Annotated in this window: 18 protein-coding genes; 11 read left to right on the forward strand and 7 right to left on the reverse strand. The window is 51.2% G+C overall.

Features of this window, described 5'->3' with window-relative positions:
* From dnaA to ACWAU4_RS00025, 5 genes are all read left to right on the forward strand, one after another.
* Positions 1 to 1,389 (forward strand): chromosomal replication initiator protein DnaA, encoded by a 1,389-nt coding sequence (dnaA, locus tag ACWAU4_RS00005; protein ID WP_039035678.1) that lies wholly within the window; start codon positions 1 to 3, stop codon positions 1,387 to 1,389.
* A 15-nt stretch (positions 1,390 to 1,404) separates the two neighbouring features.
* Entirely contained in the window at positions 1,405 to 2,505 is a 1,101-nt protein-coding gene (dnaN, locus tag ACWAU4_RS00010; protein ID WP_234555103.1) for a DNA polymerase III subunit beta, read from the forward strand.
* A gap of 19 nt (positions 2,506 to 2,524) precedes the next feature.
* Entirely contained in the window at positions 2,525 to 3,607 is a 1,083-nt protein-coding gene (gene recF, locus ACWAU4_RS00015; protein ID WP_234555093.1) for a DNA replication/repair protein RecF, read from the forward strand.
* A 16-nt stretch (positions 3,608 to 3,623) separates the two neighbouring features.
* Positions 3,624 to 6,041, forward strand: coding sequence for a DNA topoisomerase (ATP-hydrolyzing) subunit B (gyrB, locus tag ACWAU4_RS00020; protein ID WP_165564221.1), 2,418 nt, complete (start codon positions 3,624 to 3,626; stop codon positions 6,039 to 6,041).
* Between the two features lie 130 nt (positions 6,042 to 6,171).
* Positions 6,172 to 7,224 carry an HDOD domain-containing protein gene (locus ACWAU4_RS00025; RefSeq protein WP_234555092.1) on the forward strand — a complete coding sequence of 351 codons (1,053 nt, stop codon included), beginning with the start codon at positions 6,172 to 6,174 and terminating at the stop codon, positions 7,222 to 7,224.
* A gap of 54 nt (positions 7,225 to 7,278) precedes the next feature.
* On the opposite strand, the gene glyS is transcribed toward ACWAU4_RS00025, so the two are convergent.
* Positions 7,279 to 9,348: a glycine--tRNA ligase subunit beta gene (gene glyS, locus ACWAU4_RS00030; RefSeq protein WP_165564222.1), complete on the reverse strand. Its 2,070-nt coding sequence runs from the start codon at positions 9,346 to 9,348 to the stop codon at positions 7,279 to 7,281.
* An 11-nt stretch (positions 9,349 to 9,359) separates the two neighbouring features.
* Entirely contained in the window at positions 9,360 to 10,265 is a 906-nt protein-coding gene (gene glyQ / locus ACWAU4_RS00035) for a glycine--tRNA ligase subunit alpha (RefSeq protein WP_028780936.1), read from the reverse strand.
* 109 nt (positions 10,266 to 10,374) lie between these two features.
* Between glyQ and ACWAU4_RS00040 the strand changes: the two genes are divergently transcribed.
* Positions 10,375 to 10,938 carry a DNA-3-methyladenine glycosylase I gene (locus tag ACWAU4_RS00040; RefSeq protein WP_234555090.1) on the forward strand — a complete coding sequence of 188 codons (564 nt, stop codon included), beginning with the start codon at positions 10,375 to 10,377 and terminating at the stop codon, positions 10,936 to 10,938.
* A gap of 103 nt (positions 10,939 to 11,041) precedes the next feature.
* The gene (locus tag ACWAU4_RS00045) at positions 11,042 to 11,290 is read left to right on the forward strand and encodes a hypothetical protein (protein ID WP_146226013.1); all 249 of its coding nucleotides are present in this window, start codon (positions 11,042 to 11,044) and stop codon (positions 11,288 to 11,290) included.
* Between the two features lie 52 nt (positions 11,291 to 11,342).
* On the opposite strand, the gene ACWAU4_RS00050 is transcribed toward ACWAU4_RS00045, so the two are convergent.
* The 5 genes from ACWAU4_RS00050 to fadB form a co-directional block, all read right to left on the reverse strand.
* Entirely contained in the window at positions 11,343 to 14,519 is a 3,177-nt protein-coding gene (locus ACWAU4_RS00050; RefSeq protein WP_454290397.1) for an amidohydrolase family protein, read from the reverse strand.
* A 100-nt stretch (positions 14,520 to 14,619) separates the two neighbouring features.
* A complete protein-coding gene (locus tag ACWAU4_RS00055; RefSeq protein WP_144221316.1) occupies positions 14,620 to 15,090 on the reverse strand; it encodes an MOSC domain-containing protein in 471 nt (156 codons plus the stop codon).
* A gap of 23 nt (positions 15,091 to 15,113) precedes the next feature.
* Positions 15,114 to 15,359: a sulfurtransferase TusA gene (tusA, locus tag ACWAU4_RS00060; protein ID WP_454290398.1), complete on the reverse strand. Its 246-nt coding sequence runs from the start codon at positions 15,357 to 15,359 to the stop codon at positions 15,114 to 15,116.
* Between the two features lie 331 nt (positions 15,360 to 15,690).
* The gene (fadA, locus tag ACWAU4_RS00065; RefSeq protein WP_044735608.1) at positions 15,691 to 16,854 is read right to left on the reverse strand and encodes an acetyl-CoA C-acyltransferase FadA; all 1,164 of its coding nucleotides are present in this window, start codon (positions 16,852 to 16,854) and stop codon (positions 15,691 to 15,693) included.
* A 21-nt stretch (positions 16,855 to 16,875) separates the two neighbouring features.
* The gene (gene fadB, locus ACWAU4_RS00070; RefSeq protein WP_208125332.1) at positions 16,876 to 19,026 is read right to left on the reverse strand and encodes a fatty acid oxidation complex subunit alpha FadB; all 2,151 of its coding nucleotides are present in this window, start codon (positions 19,024 to 19,026) and stop codon (positions 16,876 to 16,878) included.
* A 236-nt stretch (positions 19,027 to 19,262) separates the two neighbouring features.
* Between fadB and pepQ the strand changes: the two genes are divergently transcribed.
* From pepQ to hemG, 4 genes are all read left to right on the forward strand, one after another.
* Positions 19,263 to 20,585 (forward strand): Xaa-Pro dipeptidase, encoded by a 1,323-nt coding sequence (gene pepQ, locus ACWAU4_RS00075; protein ID WP_096142804.1) that lies wholly within the window; start codon positions 19,263 to 19,265, stop codon positions 20,583 to 20,585.
* Positions 20,578 to 21,192: a YigZ family protein gene (locus ACWAU4_RS00080; protein WP_454290399.1), complete on the forward strand. Its 615-nt coding sequence runs from the start codon at positions 20,578 to 20,580 to the stop codon at positions 21,190 to 21,192. The genes pepQ and ACWAU4_RS00080 overlap by 8 nt, the downstream gene beginning before the upstream one ends.
* Before the next feature lie 64 nt (positions 21,193 to 21,256).
* Positions 21,257 to 22,714, forward strand: a complete 1,458-nt coding sequence (locus tag ACWAU4_RS00085) for a TrkH family potassium uptake protein (RefSeq protein WP_454290400.1) — start codon at positions 21,257 to 21,259, stop codon at positions 22,712 to 22,714.
* Positions 22,714 to 23,241: a menaquinone-dependent protoporphyrinogen IX dehydrogenase gene (gene hemG, locus ACWAU4_RS00090; RefSeq protein ID WP_025011828.1), complete on the forward strand. Its 528-nt coding sequence runs from the start codon at positions 22,714 to 22,716 to the stop codon at positions 23,239 to 23,241. The genes ACWAU4_RS00085 and hemG overlap by 1 nt, the downstream gene beginning before the upstream one ends.
* The last annotated feature ends 2 nt before the right edge of the window (positions 23,242 to 23,243 follow it).

The following is a 23,243-nucleotide window of genomic DNA, read 5'->3' on the forward strand; positions in this document are numbered from 1 at the left end:
GTGGCGGTTTCACTTTGGCAGCAATGTATCGGACGACTGCAAGATGAGCTTTCTGCTCAACAATTCAGTATGTGGATCAGACCGTTACAAGCCGAAATGGATGGGGATACCCTGGTGCTTTATGCGCCAAACCGGTTCGTGCTTGATTGGGTTAGAGATAAATATCTCAACATTATCAATCAGTTTTTTACTGAGCATTTGGGCAATGATGCACCCAAACTCAGGTTTGACATAGGTAGTCGTCCGTCGGCCAAGCCTCAGGTACAGGCCCCAACTGCGACCAAGGCCTCTGTCAGCGCACCCAAGAGCGCAGCCGGCAAAGGTGCTACTTTTAATACTGCTGCCGAGCCGGCTGTAAACCACAGCTATCGCAGCAATATTAATCCTACTTATCAGTTCGATAACTTTGTTGAAGGTAAGTCCAACCAACTGGGTAAGGCGGCCGCATTGCAGGTGGCAGAAAACCCGGGTGGCGCCTATAACCCGCTGTTTTTGTATGGCGGCACCGGCCTGGGTAAGACTCACCTGCTGCACGCCGTAGGCAACGGCATTATCAAGAATAATCCCAACGCCAAAGTGGTCTATATGCACTCAGAGCGTTTTGTGCAGGACATGGTCAAGGCGCTGCAAAATAATGCCATTGAAGACTTCAAGCGTTACTACCGTAGCGTAGACGCCCTGTTTATCGATGACATTCAGTTTTTTGCCAATAAAGACAGATCTCAGGAAGAGTTTTTCCATACCTTTAATGCCTTGCTTGAGGGCAATCACCAGATCATTTTGACATCGGATCGGTATCCGAAAGAGATCGATGGTGTGGAAGATCGGCTCAAGTCGCGCTTTGGCTGGGGTCTTACCGTGGCCATCGAGCCGCCTGAGCTGGAAACCCGGGTCGCCATTTTGATGCGCAAGGCGCAGGAGAGTGGGATCAACTTGCCGGATGAAGTGGCCTTTTTCATTGCCAAGCGCTTACGCTCCAACGTGCGTGAATTGGAAGGGGCATTGAACCGGGTTATCGCCAATGCCAACTTTACCGGTCGGCCAATAACCATTGATTTTGTGCGCGAAGCCTTGCGTGACCTCTTGGCTCTGCAGGAAAAATTAGTCACTATAGACAACATTCAGAAAACAGTGGCTGAATATTACAAGATCAAGATGGCCGATATGCTGTCCAAGCGCCGTTCCCGCAGTGTGGCGAGACCGAGGCAGATGGCCATGGCGTTATCTAAAGAATTAACCAATCAGAGCTTGCCTGAGATAGGTGATGCCTTTGGTGGTCGTGACCATACAACTGTGTTGCATGCCTGCCGCAAGATTGCGCAGCTGCGGGAAGAGAGTCACGACATTAAAGAAGATTATGCCAACTTGATTAGAACCTTATCTTCTTAATCAGGGAACAGGACCATGAAATTTTCGATCGATAGGGATGCCCTATTAAAGCCGCTCCAGTTGGTCAGTGGCGCGGTGGAAAGACGCCATAACTTGCCCATTCTGGCAAACCTCCTGGTGGAAGTAAGTAATCACTCACTCAAGATGACGGGTACAGATCTTGAGGTGGAACTGGTTGGCTGTGCTGAGGTCAGTGGCGAAGTGCAGGAAGGGCGCACCACAGTGCCGGCCAAGAAACTGCTCGATATCGTCAAGTCACTGCCTGAGCAGAGCGAAATCAAAATCGAACAGCAGGAAAACAAGTGGCTGCTTCGCAGCGGTCGCAGCCGTTTCTCGTTGGCGACGCTACCGGCGGAAGAATACCCCAATGTCGAGAGTTTCCAGCCTGCCATCGAATTTAACCTCAAGCAGGGCACACTCAAGTCACTGATAGATGCCACTCAGTTTTCCATGGCCAACCAGGATGTGCGTTACTATCTCAACGGTTTGCTGCTGGAAACCGAGGGTAATGTACTGCGTGCCATTGCAACAGACGGCCACCGCTTGGCTCTGAGTCACAGAGAAATAGCAGCCTCTTTGCCGGAAAATCAGGTGATCGTGCCTCGTAAAGGGGTGATGGAGCTGGCTCGCCTGCTGGACAGTGAAGATCAGGATATCCATATTGCCATTGGTGATAACGCCATTCGTGCTACCACAGCCAGCGCCGTGTTCACCAGTAAGTTGGTGGATGGTCGCTTCCCGGATTATCGCCGGGTATTGCCCAAAGGCGGCGACAAGATAGTGCTGGCCAGTCGCAATCAGCTTAAACAAGCGCTATTGCGGGCATCTATCTTGTCCAATGAGAAGTTCCGTGGTGTCAGGGTGCAGCTGGAAAATGCGCTGCTCAAGATCACCGCCAACAACCCGGAACAGGAAGAAGCCGAAGAGATCATCGATGTGGATTATGCCGGTCAGCCGCTCGAAATCGGCTTCAACGTCTCTTATCTGCTGGATGTGCTCAATGGCCTCAAGGCCGATGAAGTCAGGATTACCCTCAGTGATGGTAACTCCAGCGCCTTGATTGAAAACCACGTCGAGGAAGACTCCATGTACGTGGTGATGCCGATGCGCCTCTAGGGGCGACTTTGGGCCATAAATGAGTCTAACTCGTCTTAATATCCAAGCTTTTCGTAATATCGATTCAGCCCAACTGCTCCCCGGCACTGGGCTGAATCTTATTTACGGCCAAAATGGCAGTGGCAAAACCAGTGTCCTGGAAGCGATTTACTTTCTGGGGATGGGGCGCTCGTTTCGCAGTCATCTGTCTCAGAGGGTGATCAATAACCAGCAGGACCAGTTGACCCTGTTTGCCAATTTGAGCCTGCCATCCGGTGACAGTAAGTTGGGACTGCGACGATTTCGCAGCGGCGAAACCGAGGTCAGAATGGATGGCGAGAAGATAAAGCGCCTGTCTGTGCTGGCCGACACCCTGCCTATTCAGGTAATCACCCCAGAGAGCTTTTCGCTATTATTTGAAGGCCCCAAGGCCAGGCGTCAGTTTATCGATTGGGGCGCGTTTCATTGTGATCCTCAGTTTTATCAGGCTTGGGTCAATGTAAGGCGGATCCTCAAGCAACGTAATCAATTACTTAAGGATGGCGCTGCCTACCAGCAAATCGCATACTGGGACCGGGATTTTATCCGTTATACCGAGTTGGTCACCGAGATACGAAAGGCATATGTAGACTCGTTAAATGAGCTACTTAAGGGTATAATCGGGGAGTTTCTACCACAGGTTGATATCAAGGTTTCTTTTACCCGTGGTTGGGATAGTAAAACTGAGTTTGCGGCCCTGTTGCAGGCGTCTTATTCCCGGGATCTATCCATGGGGCACACAGTCAGTGGCCCCCATAAAGCTGACTTGAGACTCAGAGTGGGTAATCTGCCCGCTCAGGATGCTTTGTCTCGTGGTCAACTGAAGTTGTTGGTGTGTGCATTACGAATAGCACAGGGAAAGTTGCTTAAACAACAAATAGATAAGAATAGTATCTATCTGGTCGACGATCTGCCGTCAGAGCTGGATGCGAAACACAGGAAGTTATTGCTGCGGCAGTTGAGCGAAACCGGGGCGCAAGTGTTTGTCACTGCGATTGACCCGGCGGCAATATCAGATTCATTAAGCACGCCCCCCAGCCGAATTTTTCAGGTGGAACTGGGGCGGGTAACGGTCATTGAATAACCGATGAGAGAATAATATGTCAGAGAACAGTTACGATTCTTCGAGTATTAAGGTCCTTAAGGGCCTTGATGCGGTACGTAAAAGACCTGGGATGTATATTGGTGATACCGACGATGGCACGGGTCTGCATCACATGGTATTCGAAGTCGTCGATAACTCTATCGATGAAGCTTTGGCGGGTCATTGCAGTGACATAGTTATCACCATTCATGTTGATGGTTCTGTCTCTGTAAAAGATGATGGTCGTGGTATTCCGGTTGCCATTCACCCTGAAGAAGGAGTTTCGGCGGCTCAGGTTATTATGACAGTACTGCACGCCGGCGGTAAGTTCGATGACAACTCCTATAAAGTTTCCGGTGGTTTGCACGGTGTGGGTGTATCCGTGGTTAACGCTCTGTCGGAAAAACTGCAACTGACCATTCGCCGCGATGGTAAGGTTTATGAGCAGTTTTACAAACATGGTGAGCCGCAAGAGCCTATCAAGGAAATCGGTGAAGCGACCAAGACTGGTACTGAAATTCGTTTCTGGCCCAGCCATGAAACCTTTACTGATACCGAGTTTCATTATGAGCTGCTGGCCAAACGTATTCGCGAGCTGTCATTCCTGAACTCAGGCGTGGGTATCCGTCTGGTTGACGAGCGCGATAATAAAGATGAATTATTCCATTATGAAGGCGGTATCAAGGCCTTCGTAGAGTACCTGAACCGTAATAAGACCCCGGTGAATAAGGATGTTTTCCACTTTTCTCAAGAGCGGGAAGATGGCATCACTGTTGAAGTGGCTATGCAGTGGAACGACGGTTTTCAGGAAAGCATTTTCTGTTTTACCAATAATATTCCCCAGCGTGATGGTGGTACTCACTTGGCAGGTTTCCGGGCGGCATTGACCCGTAACCTGAACAACTACATGGAGAAGGAAGGCTTCAACAAGAAGGGCAAGACCAACGCCACGGGTGATGACGCCCGTGAAGGCCTTACTGCGGTGGTTTCTGTGAAGGTTCCAGATCCCAAATTCAGCTCCCAGACCAAAGACAAGCTGGTTTCCAGTGAGGTCAAAGGTGCCGTGGAACAGACCATGGGTGAGAAGCTGAATGACTATCTGCTGGAAAACCCAGCTGATGCCAAGATGATTGTTGGCAAGATTATCGACGCTGCCCGCGCCCGTGAAGCGGCCCGAAAAGCCCGCGAGATGACCCGTCGTAAAGGAGCCCTGGATTTGGGTGGTTTGCCGGGTAAATTGGCAGACTGTCAGGAAAAAGACCCAGGTCTTTCTGAAATCTACATAGTGGAGGGTGATTCGGCCGGCGGTAGTGCCAAACAGGGCCGGAACAGAAAGAACCAGGCTATTTTGCCACTCAAGGGTAAAATTCTTAACGTAGAGAAGGCTCGCTTCGACAAAATGCTGTCTTCTCAGGAAGTGGCGACTCTTATCACCGCCCTAGGCTGTGGTATCGGCCGCGATGAATATGATCCGGACAAGACCCGTTATCACTACATCATCATCATGACAGATGCTGACGTCGACGGCTCGCACATCCGTACGCTGCTGTTGACCTTCTTCTTCCGTCAGATGCCAGAGCTGATTGAACGTGGCTTTGTTTATATTGCTCAGCCTCCTTTGTTCAAAGTGAAGAAAGGCAAGCAGGAGCAGTATCTGAAAGATGAACCTGCATTGACTGAATACTTGACCACTCAGGCTCTTGATGGCGGCAGCATCTATCCATCCAAGGATGCACCGGCCATGTCTGGTGAAGGTCTGGAGCGTCTGGTTTACCAATATCGTGAAGTGGAAGCTATCATTGAGCGCTTGGAAAAACGTTATCCAACCAATGTGACCAACCGCATGCTGTATCGTCCGCGGGTGACCGCCGAAATGTTGGCAGACGAAGCCGCTATGACCACTTGGTGCAAAGGCCTGCTGCAGGATCTCGAAGATGAAGAGAACGGCGGCGTTATCTACAAGATGGAAACAGTGCTGGATCCTGAGCGTAAGGTGTATCTACCGCAGCTCATTGTGCGCAAACACGGTATAGATACCCATTATCTGTTTGGTTATGACTTTTTCCATTCCAGCGATTATGAGCGCATTGCCAAGCTCGGTGAGCAGATCTGTGATCTAATTGAAGATGGTGGCTATGTTAAACGTGGTGAGCGGGTCAAAGAGGTCAGCAGTTTTGTTGAAGCACTTGACTGGCTGATAGCCGAGTCCAAGCGCGGTCTCTATATCCAGCGCTATAAAGGACTGGGTGAAATGAACCCCGAACAGCTATGGGAAACCACCATGGATCCCGAGAGCCGCCGCATGTTGCAAGTCACCATTGAAGATGCGATTGCGGCCGATCAGCTGTTTACCACTCTGATGGGCGATCAGGTTGAGCCAAGACGCGACTTTATTGAGGCCAACGCCCTCAACGTGGCTAACCTCGACGTTTAATCAAACTGCTTATTGTTTTTAAAAGGAAGGCTTCTGGCCTTCCTTTTTTATTGGATGTTCGCCGCGTTTACTTTGTTAAATAGTGATTATACTGAACCATCTTGGGTAAAATAATTGCGCAGGAAATCAATTGATAGGACTCTTCAGGAAACTGTTTAATCTCAGGGAAAACGTTGAAGTAGAGCGACCGAAAAGCTTCAACGAAGCCCCGCCCAATATTCAGTATGAGCAGCAAATCTTGAGTCGCTCGCGGGAGATCACCGCCGAGAGCGATGAGCTGGTGGCCGCCGTCGATGCTACGGCTCTGTTTTACAGTTTACTGTTCTCCGTCAGCAGCCAAAATAACGGTGGTGTTGCCAATAAACTCGAAAAGCGGGTCATGAGCGACATTGAGCAGGCTCTGGCCTCACCGCAGCAGATAGCCGATTCTGTACTGCAGATCCCTGGCCGAATACTGGAGCTGGACAACAAACTCAGCGATCCTGAATTTGATAATCAGGATATAGTCGCGCTTATTCAGCAAGATCCCGTGTTGAGTGCCGAGGTTATTCGCATCTGTAACTCGGCGGCATTTCGCCGCAGCGAGCGGCAGATAACCAGTCTTCAGCAGGCTCTGGTTCAATTGGGTAGCAACAGACTGAGACGGATAGTGACTACCTGCATGATGAAAGAGATGATAGATATCAAACCCATCTACTTTCGCCGCTTTGGAGCCCATTTGTGGCGCCATTCACTGCAGGTGGCTTTCCTGGCGGGAGAACTGGAAACCGAAGAACCGGATACTGCTTTTATGGTGGGCCTGCTGCACGATGTCGGCAAGATAGCCATCTTCAAGCTGTTGCTCGATGCATTTATTCAAGTCGAGCCTAGCGAGCAGCCCAAGTCCTGGCTGTTTCGTCAGGTGATGACGGCGCGCTCCTTGTCATTGAGCAGTCTACTGGTGAGCTGCTGGCAGTTGCCCAAGGCATTTGAGACTGTATTGCAACCTTTGGCCAATGTCGGTGCCAAGCCGGAAAATCGTTTAAGCCAGCTGATTTGGCAAGCCAATCTGCTCAGTGAATGTTCTATGCTGGTGCAAGAGGATAAGTTGCCCCCGGAATTGCTGGACGCCTTGTTGAAAGAAGCCAATATCAGCCGGGAAATGTTTGAACAGTGGCATCAGAAACTGCTTGAAATAAAATGAAAAAACGCGCCTTTCGGCGCGTTTTTTAGCTGTTTGGCATCACTGCAACTGCCATCACTGCAACAGTGATATATCGGCCACCCGCAGGAACTGATTTCGCAGCTGGTTCAGCAGTGCCAGACGATTGCGGCGCAGCGCCTCATCGTCGGCCATTACCATCACATCTTCAAAGAAGGTATCTACCGGCTCTTTCAGCGTCGATAACAGGGTCAATCCCTGTTGATATTCCCCTTTGGCAAACAAGGGCTCAAGTTGTGGCTGAAGTGAGCTCAGAACTTGATTCAGGGCCTTCTCGGCATCTTCCTGCAGCAGGGCTGTATCGACTTCGCTTGGCAACTCACCTTCAACCTTGGCGAGAATATTGGAAACTCGCTTGTTGGCTGCGGCCAGAGAGGCGGCCTGTTCCAAGCTGCGGAAATGGCTGACGGCCTGGATACGGCTGTCAAAGTCGGCCGGACGAGTCGGACGACGGGCCAGAACCGCCAGAATGACATCGGTACTGATGCCTTTATCCTGATACCAGGCGCGGAAACGGCCCATCAGGAATTCCAGCACCTCTTCGGCGCAGTTCTGATTACTGAGGTTGCTGCCGTGGGCCTTGATGGCGCTGGCAATCAGCTCGACCAGATCCAGTGGCAGTTTGTTCTCAACAATGATCCTCAGTACACCTATGGCCGCGCGGCGCAGGGCAAAGGGGTCGGCAGCGCCTTTAGGTGCCTGGCCGATACCGAATATCCCGCTCAGGGTATCCAGCTTTTCTGCCAGTGCAACGGCGCAGGATACCGGCGCTGTAGGCACAGTATCACCGGAGAACTTGGGCTTGTACTGTTCTTCCAGTGCCAGGGCAACCGCTTCGGTTTCCCCTTCGAGGCGCGCGTAATGCATACCCATGGTGCCTTGGGTGTCGGTAAATTCCATAACCATATTGGTCATCAAATCGGCCTTGGACAACAGACCGGCCCGTTTGGCATCGGCTTGGTTGGCATCGATTTTGGCCGCAATGGCTTCGGCCACACAGGAGATGCGCTCCACTCTGTCTTTAAGGGTGCCCAATTGTTTCTGGAATACCACGGTTTCCAGGCTGGCAATGCGGGACTCGAGTGATTGCTTTTTATCTGTGTTAAAGAAGAATTCGGCATCGGCCAGGCGAGGGCGGACAACTTTCTCATTCCCGGCAATGATTTGCGCCGGATCTTTGGACTCAATATTGGTCACAAAGATGAAGTTGGGCATCAGCTTATTGTTGCCATCAAATACCGGGAAGTATTTCTGATCGCCTTTCATTGTGTAGACCAGGGCCTCGGCAGGCACCTGCAAAAACTTCTCTTCAAAAGCCGCTGTCAGTACCACTGGCCACTCAACTAAGGAGGCGACTTCTTCAAGCAGTTCGTCGGCGATATCGGCACGGCCACCCAACTCGGCAGCGGCTTTTTCGGCGTCTGTCTTGATGATATCCATTCTGGCCTGATAGTCGGCAATCACCTTGCCGCGCTCTTTCAAGCTGCTGAGGTAGTTGTCGGCATGATCCAGCTCGAAGCTGGCTTCACCCATAAAGCGGTGACCACGAACGGTACGCGCCGAGGTGATACCCAGCAGCTCACCGGCAACCAGCTTGTCACCCAACAAGATGGTAACTGTGTGCACGGGGCGGATAAATTGAGTCTTGTTGCTGCCCCAGCGCATAGGCTTGGGGATAGGCAGCTTGTCCAGGGCGCGCTGTGCCATGGTCGGGATCAGGCTTTCAGTGGTCACACCTTCAACCTTGGCGCGGTGCAGTAGCCATTCACCCTTGTCTGTCACCAGACGCTCGGCTTCGGCAACGCTGATACCATTGCCGCGGGCCCAGCCTTCGGCGGCCTTGGTTGGCTTGCCGTCGGCATCAAAGGCTGAACTGACCGCTGGGCCTCTTTTCTCAACCACTTTATCCTGTTGTGCCAGGGCCAGTTGCTCTACGTAGAGCGCCAAACGGCGCGGCGCGGCATACCAGTGTGCCTTGCTATAGCTGAGTTCGGCCTTGTCCAGTTCTTCGCAGAAGTTGTTTACAAAAGACTCTGCCAGAGTGCGCAAAGCTTTTGGTGGCAGCTCTTCGGTACCTATCTCTATGAGTAAGTTGTCAAAATTCATTAGTTTCTACCTCACTTGCACATTGGGAAGCCCAGGGCTTCACGCGCCTGGTAATAAGCTTCGGCTACCGCTTTGGCCATGGTGCGCACCCGCAGGATGTAGCGCTGACGCTCGGTCACAGAGATGGCGTGACGGGCATCGAGCAGGTTGAAGGCGTGTGAGGCCTTCATCACTTGTTCATAAGCGGGCAGAGGCAGAGGTTTTTCCAGTGAAAGCAGGTGCTGACAGGTTTTTTCGCACTGATCGAACAGACCAAACAGGAAGTCGACATCGGCATGTTCAAAATTGTAGGTCGACTGCTCCACTTCGTTTTGGTGGAACACGTCACCATAGGTGATCCTTCCCATTGGGCCGTCGGTCCACACCAGATCATAGACGCTGTCTACGCCTTGAATATACATGGCAAGACGTTCTAGACCATAGGTGATTTCGCCGGTTACCGGGCTACATTCTAGGCCACCAACCTGTTGGAAATAGGTGAACTGGCTGACTTCCATACCGTTGAGCCAAACTTCCCAGCCCAGGCCCCAAGCACCCAGGGTAGGTGATTCCCAGTTGTCTTCAACGAAACGGATATCATGGATACTGGGGTCTACACCCAGGGCTTGCAGTGAGCCCAGGTACAGCTCCTGAATATTATCCGGTGAAGGTTTCAATACGACCTGAAACTGATAGTAGTGCTGAAGACGGTTGGGGTTTTCACCATAGCGGCCGTCGGTAGGGCGGCGCGATGGTTGGACATACGCGCTGCTCATCGGCTCTGGGCCCAATGAACGCAAAAAGGTTTGTGGATGGAAGGTGCCGGCACCGACCTCCATGTCCAGGGGTTGAACTATGGCGCAACCTTGCTGCGCCCAGTATTCTTGCAGGGTTAAGATAAAACCCTGGAATGTCTTCACGTCGTGTTTCGTCGTCATATCTACTGCTGTCAGCTATTAATAGAAAATGGTTTCGATTATACCTTGTCGATATAGGCTTATGTAGGTTATTTTTTATCGGATTTAACGATTTAAGGGATTTTGAGTAATGGATATAGTTCGTTGTGGCTGGGTGACCGATGATCCTCTCTATCAGGAATATCACGACAAGGTATGGGGAAGGCCGGTTTATGATGCCAAGGAACTGTTTGCCAAGCTCTGTCTCGATGGTCAGCAGGCTGGTTTATCTTGGCTGACCATTCTCAAAAAGCAGGCCAACTATGAACGCGCCTTTGCCGGGTTTGATCCCCAAGTTATTGCCGGGTTCGATCAAGCCAAGATAGAGGAATTGCTACAAGACCCAGGGATAGTACGCAATCGAGCCAAGGTGAATTCCATAGTTCGAAACGCCAAGGCATATCTGGCATTTGTGGAACAAGGCAATGATTTTTCAGAATTTCTTTGGGGTTTTGTCGGCGGGGTACCCAAAGTGAATCGCTTTGAAACCCTGACTCAGGTTCCGGCTAAGACAACCGAGTCAGAGGCTATGTCCAAGGCGCTGAAAAAACTGGGGTTTAACTTCTGTGGCCCGACGATTTGCTATGCCTTTATGCAGGCTGTAGGCATGGTCAACGATCATCTGTTGGATTGCTGTTGTTATCCCCATGATTAAGTTTTCCCGGCGTCGCCGTTTTTTGCTGCTACTGTTTAGTTCTGGTCCGGGGCCTGGGCCCTTTGCGACGATAATCTATCTGCCATTGTGCATGCTATTCTGGATGTTTATCGCATTTGCTTTGGGTCGTTTATTGACGCTTAGTGATGGTGTTAGTGTGTTTATTGGAGCGCTATTTACATTGCCAACTCTGGCGCTGGTGAACTTGTGGGCCGTTCGGGTGGGTGATACTTTACTGCGACTCAGCTTTGGCAAACAAGCCATCATGCCTACACTCATCCGCTTCCTGTTGCCGGCGCTTGTTAGCTACCTATTGTTATCTTTGGTATTGCTACTACTGCTTATAAAATAAAAGGATGTTCCACGTGGAACATCCTTTTATTTTACGTCGGGCTTAATCTTTTTTAAATATCTTCAAAGAAGAAGGGCTGGCGCTGCTTCCTATCACCATTGAGTTGATTCATGGTTTCGGCATCATAGAGTTTACCATTGACCATAGTATGAGTGACCCTGTCTGTGACCCTAATATCCTCCAGTGGGTTACCGTCGATAACAATAAGGTCGGCTAATTTGCCCGGCGTTATCGAACCAAGCTGATGGTCCATAGCGAAGGTCTTGGCGGGATAAAGCGTTGCTGTCTTCAGCACTTCCATATTGCTCATACCGCCCTGGGCAAACATCCACATCTCCCAATGAGCAGCCAAGCCTTCGCGCTGACCATGGGCACCAATGTTGGGATGAATCCCCAATTGATTCACCTCATTGGCGACTCTGGCCACATTGAAGTGGTTGTAATGTTCATCCGGTGCGGTAGGCCTTCTCATGGAGCGAGCCCGCAACAGATCGGCTGGAACATATTTTGACAATCGTGGATGAGCCCAGACATCAGTCTTGTCGTACCAATAGTTTTCACCCGAAATGCCGCCATAGGCCACCACCAGCGTGGGGGTGTAACCCACTTGGGTTTGGCTCCAGAACTGCTTAATATCGTTGTAGATTGCTGCTGCCGGCAGGGAGTGTTCCACTGTGGTGTGACCATCGGCAATCATGGTGAGATTATGTTGCAGCAGGCTTCCTCCTTCTGGAACCACCATCATCTCCAGTTCTCTGGCTGCGGCTATGACTTGTTGACGCTGATTGCGTCTGGGTTGGTTATAGCTCTTGACGCTGAAAGCACCGACTTTTTTAAGTCGTTCGAGGTGGAATTTGGCATCATCCAATGAGTCTATGTGGCTGGTGTAGCCAGGTAAGTTGGCACCATAGAGTATGGTGCCGGTTGAGAAGATTCGCGGGCCAACAATCTTTCCGGCTTTTTGTTGCTCGCTGGCAGCAAAAATTTCGGTAGTGTCATTGGAGGGATCATGGATGCTGGTAACCCCCAAGGCCAAGCCGGCATATAACTGCCAGTTCTGCTGGGGGATGATTTCGCTTTCACCTTGAGCGCCATGGGCATGGGCGTCAAACAGACCCGGCATCAGTGTCTTACCTGAGATATCCACTAGCATGGCATCATCCGGAATTTCCATGTCGGCTTCACCCACGGCTTGGATATGGTTATCTTTCACCAACACCACACCCTTATCTATGACCCTATCATTGTCCATTGTGATGATCTTACCGCCGACGAAAGCGATTGTTCCACGTGGAACATCCATCTCTGTCTGAAAACCAATCTCAGTAACTTGGACCTTGTCCTTAGCATTCTTCTCTCGATAGTCGTTATCCAGGCTCACTTGATAGAGTTCTGGGCCAAGGGTCCAATAGAGTTGATCGCTGTTGGCGCCCCAACTGATACTCTCACCGGCGCGGGTACTGAGCTGTGTTACCGGTAAATTAGTCGCCTTAGGCCCGATATCAACGGTTTCACCATGCTTGGCGAATGGGGTGACCCAAACCCGGAAACGCTCGGCAAACGCGAGCTGTTTACCATCGGGAGATACCCTGAATTCTGTGGCGTGTTTGCTGGAGTAGTGTACCCGTTTATCGAAACCACTAAGTGATATCGAGGCTAGCTGCGGCGTTTCACCACTCTCCATAAAGTAGACTCTGTCATTGTCGGCACCAAACTGTGGTTGGAAGCCCTGAGCTGAGAGTTTCTTTAGTTCTTTACCATTGCTGTCAACCAAGTAGAGGCCGGGATCCTGACTCCAGGTTTTTGGGGTAATATAGCCGCCGGCAATTTTACGAAACACCACCTGTTTGCCATCGGGAGAGAAGGTTGGCTCGATATATTTCCCCGGCTCTTGGGTAAGTGTTGTGGTTTTTCCTCCTCGGGCACTGATGGTTCTAACGCTGCCTTGTTGCTGATCATTCCATGTGGTAAACACCACTCGCTTACCGTCACGGGACCATTGAGGGAATAACTCTTCCAACTGTTCATCCAAACGGGTCAGGCGTTTCGGTTTGCCGTCCGGCAGCTGTTTTATCCAGATTTTTCCTAGAGCTTCGTAGATGACTTTGGTTCCATCTGGCGACACCTGAGCCATGCGCAGCATTTTGACATCCAGTTGTTGCTGATCTATATCCTGCTTAAAGCGCACCGTCGGCTGCACAGCAAGCTCTGTGGTGACATTGAATGGGATCTCTGCCGTTTGCTTGGAAGCCAATTCGAGTTTGTGGATTTTGCCTTTTGCCCAGAAATAGATCTCTGCACTATCTGGACTCCAGGCCATAGTGGGATAGACACCGTGTATCGCCCAGGTTTCCTGCATGTCTCTGTCAAGGTTGCCATAGAGCTTTTGCTCTTTACCGGAAGCCAGATCCAACAGGTATAAGGTTGACTGAAAACCGTCGCGTTTGATATAGGCCAACTGTTTACCATCCGGGCTCGGAGTAGGCCTGATAGCACCACCTGTGCCTTCGATAAGCACTTCGATATCCCCGGTTTGGGTATCGTAGCGCTTTATCTTGTATATGCCTTTGACCGAGTCTTTGGAGTAGTGAAAGGTCTTGCCTGGGGTGGCATCTTGGCTGAAGTAGATATATCGGCCGTCAGGGGAATAGGCGGGTTCACCCAAATCTTTCTGATCATTTGGCCGCTCGGTGAGTTTAACTCCTTCGCCACCGGCAATATGATAAAGCCAGACTTCCCCGGCTCCTAGACTGCGACTGGCTGTGAAGTGCTTTCGCGCCACCAGATACTGGGAGTCTGGGCTCCAGGCCGGGCTGTTGAGTAGGCGGAATGTTTCATTGGTTACCGGACGCGGATTACTGCCGTCAGCATTCATTACCCAGATGTTGTCGCCGCCATCTTGATCCGATGTAAAGGCAATGTATTTGCCATCTGGGCTGTAGACAGGTTGCATCTGCCAGGCTATGCCTTGTGCCAGAGGTTTGGCTTCGCCGCCCTGAGCGGGAATTCTGTAGATGTCACCCAGCAGATCAAAAACCAGATATTTGCCATCCGGACTCAGGCTCAGATTCATCCAGGTACCTTCAGATACCTGAATTTTGGCTTGTTCAAGAGGAGCGTTCAGCGGGGCATTGACATCCCACTTGGGGGCTTGATCGTCACTGAATGCCGAAGCTGAAAAGAGCAATGAAACAGCTGTGTACAGAGGGGTTAGTTTAGGTCTCAACATGACAGCGGCCTTATTTTAGTTATCGGTTACCGACTGTCTGTTATCTCACAAATTTGTTAACAGTAAAACCTCAATACTGTATCAATTGGTTTTCCATGTTTTATAAGTCTAAGTTGCGATTTGGCCAGCTATCGAGTAACTGAGCCGGGTCTTGAGGCCTGATTTTCCCCGGATTGATCACTTTGGCGGTACAGCCACCACGCCAACCAGGCATTAATGCTGCTTCCAACCCAGGGTGTGCTTGCTCCATTTTGCCGCAAGGGTCAGTTTCTCCGGTAAGTTCAAGTACCAGTTGCTCACCAATCTTCAGGTATTTACCCACCAACTCAGGTGCAAACTCCAGACCATCCAGCAGCAAGTTGGCTCTGCGGCTCGTCCAGGGAAGCTCTGTCTGCAATTGAGCACAGGCTTGTTGCCACTGTTGTTGAGACAACAGCGTCACCTGACGCTTTCCCGGTTTACCGAAAACGTCGCCCTCTACACCCTGGGCCAAACTGACTTCGGCATAAGGCAATAAATCCATCGGGGCATTTCTTTGCTTTTTATGGGCGATAGCGAGTAGGGTAATCATAGGTTCCTTCCTGATGGAGTTAATTAGAGACCCTTCTTAATCAAATATTGATAAGGCAGGCTATCCGTTTGGCTGGCCACCAAGGTGTGGTCCATAAACTGGCAAAAGCTGGGAATATCTCTAGTGGTAGCCGGATCATCGGCGATAATGAGCAGAGTTTCTCCCTCGGCCATATAACGGACTTTCTTGCGAACCATCATGACAGGCTCCGGACACCTCAAACCTAAAGCATCCAGTTGATGTTGGGCACTGGCGAAGACCTGACTCATATAACCTCTTACAACGAGAACAACAGAAGTGGCTAATATTACTCCAAGGCAGCGGTCAAACCAAGTTGGCAGCTATTTTTTGTGCTCTACCGCATTGTTCCACGTGGAACAATGTCTTACTCGTTATTCAGCTCGGGGTTCTACTTCTCATTCAATCAAAGCGCTTTATCGTCAGAGAGCTAACCTCGTATTTGTGGACATCAGGTTAGTTAAAGGGGTATCTCTGTAATGGGGATAAACAGCTTTTACATAAAAAAACCGCTTAAGAAATAAGCGGTTTTTCATTGAGAAGGGCAGCTTTTCTATGCCCCTCTGTGTTGGCGATATTTACTCAGACACGCTCAAATACAGTGGCAATACCTTGGCCGAGACCAATACACATGGTTGCCAGACCCAAAGTCGCGTCTTTACTCTCCATCAGATTGATCAAAGTGGTAGAGATTCGGGCTCCCGAGCAACCCAGAGGGTGACCCAAAGCGATGGCACCACCATTGAGGTTAACCTTCTCATCGACCAGCTCCATAAGACCCAGGTCTTTCACGCAAGGCAGAGATTGCGCGGCAAAGGCTTCATTCAGTTCAACCAGATCGATATCCGCTATGCTGAGGCCTGCGCGAGTCAGTGCCTTTTGTGTGGCTGGAACCGGGCCATAGCCCATGATTGATGGGTCACAACCGGCAACCGCCATCGACTTGATACGAGCTCGGATAGGCAGCCCCAGCGCCTTGGCTTTCTCTTCTTCCATCACCAGCATGGCCGATGCGCCATCGGACAGGGCCGAAGAGGTACCAGCGGTAACAGTGCCGTTGGCCGGGTCAAACACGGGACGCAGGCCCGCCAGTGATTCCATACTGGTTTCAGGGCGGATCACTTCGTCATAATCAATTTTGATCAAGGCACCATTGGCATCATGGCCTTCGATAGCCTGGATCTCTCTTGCAAAACGGCCTTCAACTGTGGCTGCATGCGCACGTTTGTGCGAGCGCACGGCAAACTCATCCTGCATTTCACGGCTGATACCGTGCATGCGACCGAGCATTTCCGCCGTCAGTCCCATCATACCGGCTGCTTTGGCAACCCGGGTTGCCAGGCCAGGGTGGAAGTCGACCCCATGACTCATGGGAACATGACCCATATGTTCAACACCACCAATGATGAAGGTGTCACCCATGCCAGTCATGATGGCCCTGGCTGCCTGGTGAATGGCTTCCATGGAGGAGCCACAGAGACGGTTTACGGTAACTGCGCCAACCTGCTTGGGGATACCCGCGAGCAGAGAGGCATTACGGGCGATATTAAAACCTTGCTCCAGAGTCTGCTGCACACAGCCCCAGATAACGTCTTCTATGGTGCCGGGATCCAACTGGGGGTTACGTACCAGCAGGGCTTTCATCAACTCGGCAGAGAGTGTCTCTGCACGAACATTTCTAAATACACCGGCCTTGGAACGGCCCATGGGTGTACGAATGCAATCTACGATAACTGCTTGTTTCATGGTTAAAATCCTTTCCGCAAATTAGGCCTGATAGTAAGAACCGTTGTTGGCTGCCAGTTCACGCATGCCATCGGTCACCTGGTAGAGTCCCCCCAGGTGGGCGTATTTGTCAGCCAGGACGACAAAGTTGGCAACGCCCATGGTATCCAGATAGCGGAACACACCGCCTCTGAATGGTGGGAAGCCAAGACCATATACCAGACCCATGTCGGCTTCGGCCGGGGTGGCGACTATGCCTTCTTCCAAGCAGCGTACGGTTTCAATAATCATGGGGATCATGGTGCGGGCGATGATTTCATCGCTGCTGAACTCTTTGAGTTCACCGAATTCGGTCTGCAGTAATTCGTAGCTGACAGGATCCTTGTCTTTCTTCGGCTTACCACGCTTATCCACAGAATACTGGTAGAAACCTTTACCGTTCTTCTGCCCCAGGCGCTCATGGCCAAACATGATATCTATGGCGTCTTTACCTGTTTTGCCCATACGGTCCGGGAAGCCTTCGGCCATGACGGCCTGGGCGTGATGGCCGGTATCCAAACCGACTACATCCAGCAGATAAGCCGGGCCCATAGGCCAACCAAACTGTTTCTCCATCACCTTGTCGACGGCGATAAAGTCTGCACCATCGGCCAGCAGGCCGTTAAAACCGGCAAAATAGGGGAAGAGTACCCGGTTAACAAAGAAGCCGGGGCAGTCGTTGACCACTATCGGCGTTTTACCCATCTTGCTGGCATAGGCCACTACAGAGGAGATGGTTTCTTCCGAGCTGTGTTCGCCACGGATCACTTCCACCAGTGGCATCTTGTGCACGGGGTTGAAGAAGTGCATACCGCAGAAGCGGGAAGGGTCTTTCAGACTCTTGGCAAGTAGGTTAATCGAGATGGTTGAGGTGTTGGACGCTATGATGGCATCGGCAGCTAGTTGCTGCTCGACTTCGGCCAGCACAGTCGCCTTAACCTTGGGATGTTCTACTACCGCTTCGACCACAATGTTGGCGTCTTTGACGGCGTTGTAGTCGAGCGATGGGGTGATGTTGTTGAGCACTTTGGCCATCTTGGCCGGGGTGGAGCGACCACGCTCTACCTGGGCCGTCAGTAACTTGGCCGCCTCGTTAAGGCCGAGATCCAGCGCTTTCTGCGCTATGTCCTTCATCACAATCGGCGTACCCTTGCTGGCACTTTGGTAGGCGATACCGCCGCCCATAATGCCTGCGCCCAATACTGCAGCTTGTTCAATGTTTTTGGCTTGTTTGGCGGCCTTCTTGGCTTTGCCTTTGACCAGTTGGTCATTGAGGAAGATGCCGATCAGCGCCTTGGCCACATCAGTTTTGGCCAGTTGAATAAAGGCTTGATGCTCTACCAATAAGGCTTCTTCGCGCCCCAGACCGGCTGCCTTTTCCACAACGTTAACCGCCGCCATTGGTGCCGGATAGTGCTTGCCGGCAACGGAAAACACCATGCCCTTGGCTGTGGTGAACGACATCATGGCTTCCAGCTTGGGCAGTGTCAGTGGCGACTGTTTACGTTGACGGCGGCTCTGCCAGTCAAGTTTGCCAGCCAGCGCGTCCTGTAGCATCTGTAGTGCTGCGGCCTGGAGCTGCTCTGGAGCCACTACGGCGTCTACAGCGCCTACTTTGAGAGCGGCTTCCGGGCGTTGGTCTTTGCCTGTAGTGATCCACTCCAGTGCATTGTCTGCACCTATCACTCTGGGTAGGCGCACTGTGCCACCGAATCCCGGGATGATCCCCAGCTTGGTTTCCGGCAGGCCGATTCGGGCACTGGTGTCGGCAATGCGAAAGTCTGTGGCCAAAATGGTTTCGCAACCACCGCCCAGGGCAAAACCATTGATAGCAGAAGCAGTTGGGAAAGGCATGTCTTCCAGCTTGTTGAATACCGCATTGGCTTGCTGCAACCATGACACGAGTACTTCATCTTCCTGGGCGAACAACCCAAGGAACTCAGTAATGTCGGCACCGACAATAAAGGCATCTTTGGCCGATGTCAGCAGCAGTGCCTTAACGCTGGATTCTGCTTTGATGGCGTCCAGTGCCTCATCCAGAGAGGTCAGGGTGGCGCGGTCGAATTTGTTTACCGATCCTTCGGCATTGAAGCAAAGGCGGGCGATATTATTCTCGAGTAACTCAACCTGAATCATCGAATTTTGGTAGATCATTGCTTGCATCCTTATTGCTTAGGAGTAGGGCAGCTCAGGCCATCATTTGACCAGTTGTTGCTCAGTGTGCTTCGAAAAAAGGAAAAATACAACACCCAATTTAAACGATCGTTTAATTGCTTGCCGGTTAGCTGCAAATTTCAGCTTTGTGATACACTGCACATTGGCTTTTGTTGTAACTGTGAACAGCTTCCAATAGCAAGGGGAACCTTGATTTCAGATAACAGGAACGGCTTATTATGCAACTGGCTCAGCATTATCAATCACATATAAACACTCTTAATCAAAGGGTTGCCGAGATTTGTGCCCGTGAGGGACTGTCTGGATTGGCAATTCATTCGGGTCAACCCCACAGGCAATTTCTGGATGATATCGATTACCCCTTCAAGGTGAATCCCCATTTCAAGGCCTGGGTGCCTTTACTGGAAACACCTCACTGTTGGCTGCTGGTCAATGGTCGTGACAAGCCTGTACTGATCTTCTACCGTCCCGAAGACTTCTGGCATAAGGTGACAGATCTGCCGCAAAGTTTTTGGTGTGACAGTTTTGATATCCGTATTTTGACCAAGGCCGATAAGGTGGCGGACCTCCTGCCTGTGGCCGAAGGTCGCTGGGCCTATATAGGTGAACACCTGGAAGTGGCTTCTGTGCTCGGGTTTAACAACTGTAATCCCGAAGCCGTAATGAGTTACATGCACTTTTATCGTGCCTGTAAGACAGATTACGAGTTGGAATGTATGCGTCAGGCTAACCGCATTGCGGTCAAGGGCCATCGCGCGGCCAAGAACGCCTTCTACAGTGGTGCCAGTGAGTTTGAAATCCAGCAGCAATATCTAAGTGCCATAGCACAAGGGGAGAATCAGGTTCCTTATGGCAACATCATAGCCCTCAACCAAAATGCTGCCATTTTGCATTACACTGCGTTGGAGCATGAAAGCCCACAGCAGAGGTTGTCTTTTCTGATCGATGCAGGTGCTTCTTTCCACGGCTATGCCGCCGATATCAGCCGTACCTATGCTTTTGAAAAAAATCGGTTCCACGATCTTATCCAGGCGATGAATCAACTGCAGCTTCAACTGATTGAGCACTTGCGACCCGGCAAACGTTATACCGAGCTGCATCTGCTGGCTCATCAACAGCTGGCGACTCTGTTACTTGAAGTCGGTCTGGCCAAAGGCTCACAAGAGACGCTGCTGGAGCAGGGCATTACCCGGGCGTTTTTCCCTCACGGGCTGGGGCATATGTTGGGATTGCAGGTGCATGATGTAGGTGGTTTCTTCAATGACGAACGCGGCACTCATGTGGCCCCTCCGGAAGAGCACCCGTTTCTGCGCTGCACCAGGACTATGGCGCCCGGGCATGTAGTAACCATAGAACCCGGGCTCTACTTCATCGACAGCCTGTTGGCGCCACTCAAACAAGATGGCCGCAAGGCGTTAGTGGATTGGGACATGGTCGCCAGTTTGCGCCCGTTTGGTGGGATCCGCATCGAAGACAATGTCATAATTCACGCCCATGGCAACGAAAATATGACTCGAGAGTCTGGTCTCATTGATTGAAAGTTATCCCATTGCGGCCGAGGAGTTGGAATATGAAGAGGAGATAAAGCACAGCCGCTTTCTCTCTCTGGTATTTCCCTGTCATTCGCCGGAAGAGTTTAAACAGCAACTACAACAGATAAAGCAGCGTTATCCCGGTGCCAGTCATTATTGCCAGGCATTTATTTGTGGTGCACCCATGGGGCAGTCGGCCATGGGTTCGAGTGATGATGGCGAGCCGGGTGGTAGTGCCGGTCGCCCCATGTTGGCGGTATTGCAGGGGGCTGGCATAGGCGAGATTGGCGCGGTTGTCGTGCGTTACTATGGCGGCACCAAGTTGGGTGTGGGTGGGCTGGTTCGTGCCTACAGTAGTGGGCTCAAGCAGATGTTGCCCAAGCTGGCGACCAAGACCAAAATGCTTAGGGAAAAAGGCAGTCTGGTTTGCCGTTACGACCAATTGGCCGATGTCGAACATCTGCTGCAGAGGCTCGACGTGTTGATAGAGGGGCGGGAGTTTTCAGAGCTGATTCGGCTGACACTGGCCGTGCCCTTATCTGTTACCGGAAGCATCAATAAGGAGCTGGCTCCCATGAGCCAAGGCCAGTTAAAGATAGATTTTTCACAGTGAACACTCTGATAACTTGTGCGACAATGCTGGGTTTTATTGGCCAATGGACTGATTGAAAAACGGCATGCATTACCGAACAATTACCCGTATTACCGGGTTACTGATAGGGCTCTTCTCCATCACTATGCTGCCTCCGGCATTGGTGGCCCTTATCTATGAAGACGGCGGTGGTACAGCCTTTATCAAGGCCTTCTTTATCAGTCTATTTATCGGTTTCTGGCTCTGGTATCCCAATCGCCACCATAAGGCAGAACTCAAGACCCGAGAGGGTTTTTTGATTGTGGTGCTGTTCTGGACCGTACTTGGTGCCATAGGTACCTTGCCCTTTTTGCTATCGAAACAGCCGGACTTGTCGCTGGCCGACAGTATTTTTGAATCTTTTTCGGCACTGACAACCACAGGGGCCACTGTGATTGTCGGCCTGGATAACCTGCCAAAGGCGATACTCTTTTATCGTCACTTGCTGCAATGGCTAGGTGGCATGGGAATTATTGTGTTGGCGGTAGCTATTCTGCCGGTGTTGGGGATTGGGGGGATGCAGCTTTACCGGGCTGAGATCCCCGGGCCCGTAAAAGATTCCAAGATGACCCCCAGGATTGCCGAAACTGCCAAGACGCTCTGGTATATCTATCTGATGTTGACCCTGGCCTGTGCCGGTGCTTACTGGCTCGCCGGTATGAGTGCCTTCGATGCCATCAGCCATTCATTTTCTACTATCGCCATCGGCGGCTTCTCCACCCATGATGCCAGCATGGGCTACTTTCAAAGCCCGACCATCAATTTAATTTGTGTGGTATTTCTACTGATTGCGGCCGTGAACTTCAGCCTGCACTTTGCGGCATTTTCCCGCCGGGGGATCAACTTCAGGGTTTATTTTCGTGATGCCGAATTCAAGGCGCTTATCGCTATTCAGTTACTGCTGACCGCTATCTGTTTCGCCACCTTGTATCACTCGGGTATCTACGACTCACCGGGACAAACTCTGGATCATGCGCTGTTTCAGGCGGTATCCATTTCCACCACAGCCGGTTTTGGTACCGAGAGCTTTCATGTTTGGCCGCTGTTTCTGCCTATTCTGTTGATGTTTTCCAGCTTTATCGGCGGCAGCGGTGGTTCTACTGCCGGCGGGATCAAGGTTATCCGCGTGGTGCTACTGTTACTGCAGGGCTCGCGCGAGCTTAAGCGTCTAATTCATCCCAGGGCCATGTTCTCCATTCGTATCGGTTCCAAGGCGTTGCCGGATAGGGTGATAGACGCTGTTTGGGGCTTCTTCTCCGCTTATGCTCTGGTGTTTGTCATCTGTATGCTGGTCCTGATGGCCATGGGGATGGATGCGATTACGGCCTTCAGTGCCACCGCAGCTTGCCTCAACAACCTGGGGCCAGGCCTTGGCGAAGTTGCCAGCAACTACGCCAGCATAGGTGACGGAGCTAAATACGTGCTTGTGGTTGCCATGTTGTTTGGGCGCTTGGAAATCTTTACCTTATTGGTGTTGTTTACCCCGACTTTCTGGAAGAACTGATGAGCAAGACTCTGATTATTTACTCGACCGTTGATGGCCAGACCAAGGCAATATGCCAGACCATGGCCGATGAATTGAGCCAAGCGGGTGAGATAGTCTCTATGGTATCGCTGGCTGAGGTGGAAACCGATACGTTACCGACATTCGATAAAATCTTGGTGGGTGCCAGCATACGTTATGGTAAGCATAGGCCTGAGCTGTATCGTTTCGTCAATAACCATCATGCGCTGCTGAACGCCAAGAAGAACGCCTTCTTTACCGTGAATGTTGTGGCCCGCAAGCCGGAAAAGAATACACCGGAAACCAACCCTTATATGCAGAAGTTCTTGCAGTTATCCCTGTGGCAGCCACAGTTGCAAGGCGTGTTTGCCGGCAAGATAGCTTATCCCAACTACGGTTTATTTGACCGTAGCATGATTCGGCTGATTATGTGGATAACCAAGGGGCCAACAGATACCAGCGGTACTTATGAATTCACCGATTGGCAGCGGGTGAAGACATTTGCTGCCGAGTTTGCTGAGCTTTAAGA

This window comes from Shewanella sp. FeAMO (genome assembly GCF_053653955.1).

Excerpts from the sequence above, each read along its gene's own strand:
- glyQ (WP_028780936.1), bottom strand. The coding sequence starts at position 10,265 with ATGACGACGAAACACGACGTGAAGACATTCCAGGGTTTTATCTTAACC.
- fadA (WP_044735608.1), bottom strand. The coding sequence starts at position 16,854 with ATGAAACAAGCAGTTATCGTAGATTGCATTCGTACACCCATGGGCCGT.
- ACWAU4_RS00085 (WP_454290400.1), top strand. The coding sequence starts at position 21,257 with ATGCATTACCGAACAATTACCCGTATTACCGGGTTACTGATAGGGCTC.
- recF (WP_234555093.1), top strand. The coding sequence starts at position 2,525 with ATGAGTCTAACTCGTCTTAATATCCAAGCTTTTCGTAATATCGATTCA.
- tusA (WP_454290398.1), bottom strand. The coding sequence starts at position 15,359 with ATGAGTCAGGTCTTCGCCAGTGCCCAACATCAACTGGATGCTTTAGGT.
- ACWAU4_RS00055 (WP_144221316.1), bottom strand. The coding sequence starts at position 15,090 with ATGATTACCCTACTCGCTATCGCCCATAAAAAGCAAAGAAATGCCCCG.
- ACWAU4_RS00050 (WP_454290397.1), bottom strand. The coding sequence starts at position 14,519 with ATGTTGAGACCTAAACTAACCCCTCTGTACACAGCTGTTTCATTGCTC.
- ACWAU4_RS00040 (WP_234555090.1), top strand. The coding sequence starts at position 10,375 with ATGGATATAGTTCGTTGTGGCTGGGTGACCGATGATCCTCTCTATCAG.
- hemG (WP_025011828.1), top strand. The coding sequence starts at position 22,714 with ATGAGCAAGACTCTGATTATTTACTCGACCGTTGATGGCCAGACCAAG.
- glyS (WP_165564222.1), bottom strand. The coding sequence starts at position 9,348 with ATGAATTTTGACAACTTACTCATAGAGATAGGTACCGAAGAGCTGCCA.
- dnaN (WP_234555103.1), top strand. The coding sequence starts at position 1,405 with ATGAAATTTTCGATCGATAGGGATGCCCTATTAAAGCCGCTCCAGTTG.
- fadB (WP_208125332.1), bottom strand. The coding sequence starts at position 19,026 with ATGATCTACCAAAATTCGATGATTCAGGTTGAGTTACTCGAGAATAAT.
- gyrB (WP_165564221.1), top strand. The coding sequence starts at position 3,624 with ATGTCAGAGAACAGTTACGATTCTTCGAGTATTAAGGTCCTTAAGGGC.
- ACWAU4_RS00045 (WP_146226013.1), top strand. The coding sequence starts at position 11,042 with ATGTTTATCGCATTTGCTTTGGGTCGTTTATTGACGCTTAGTGATGGT.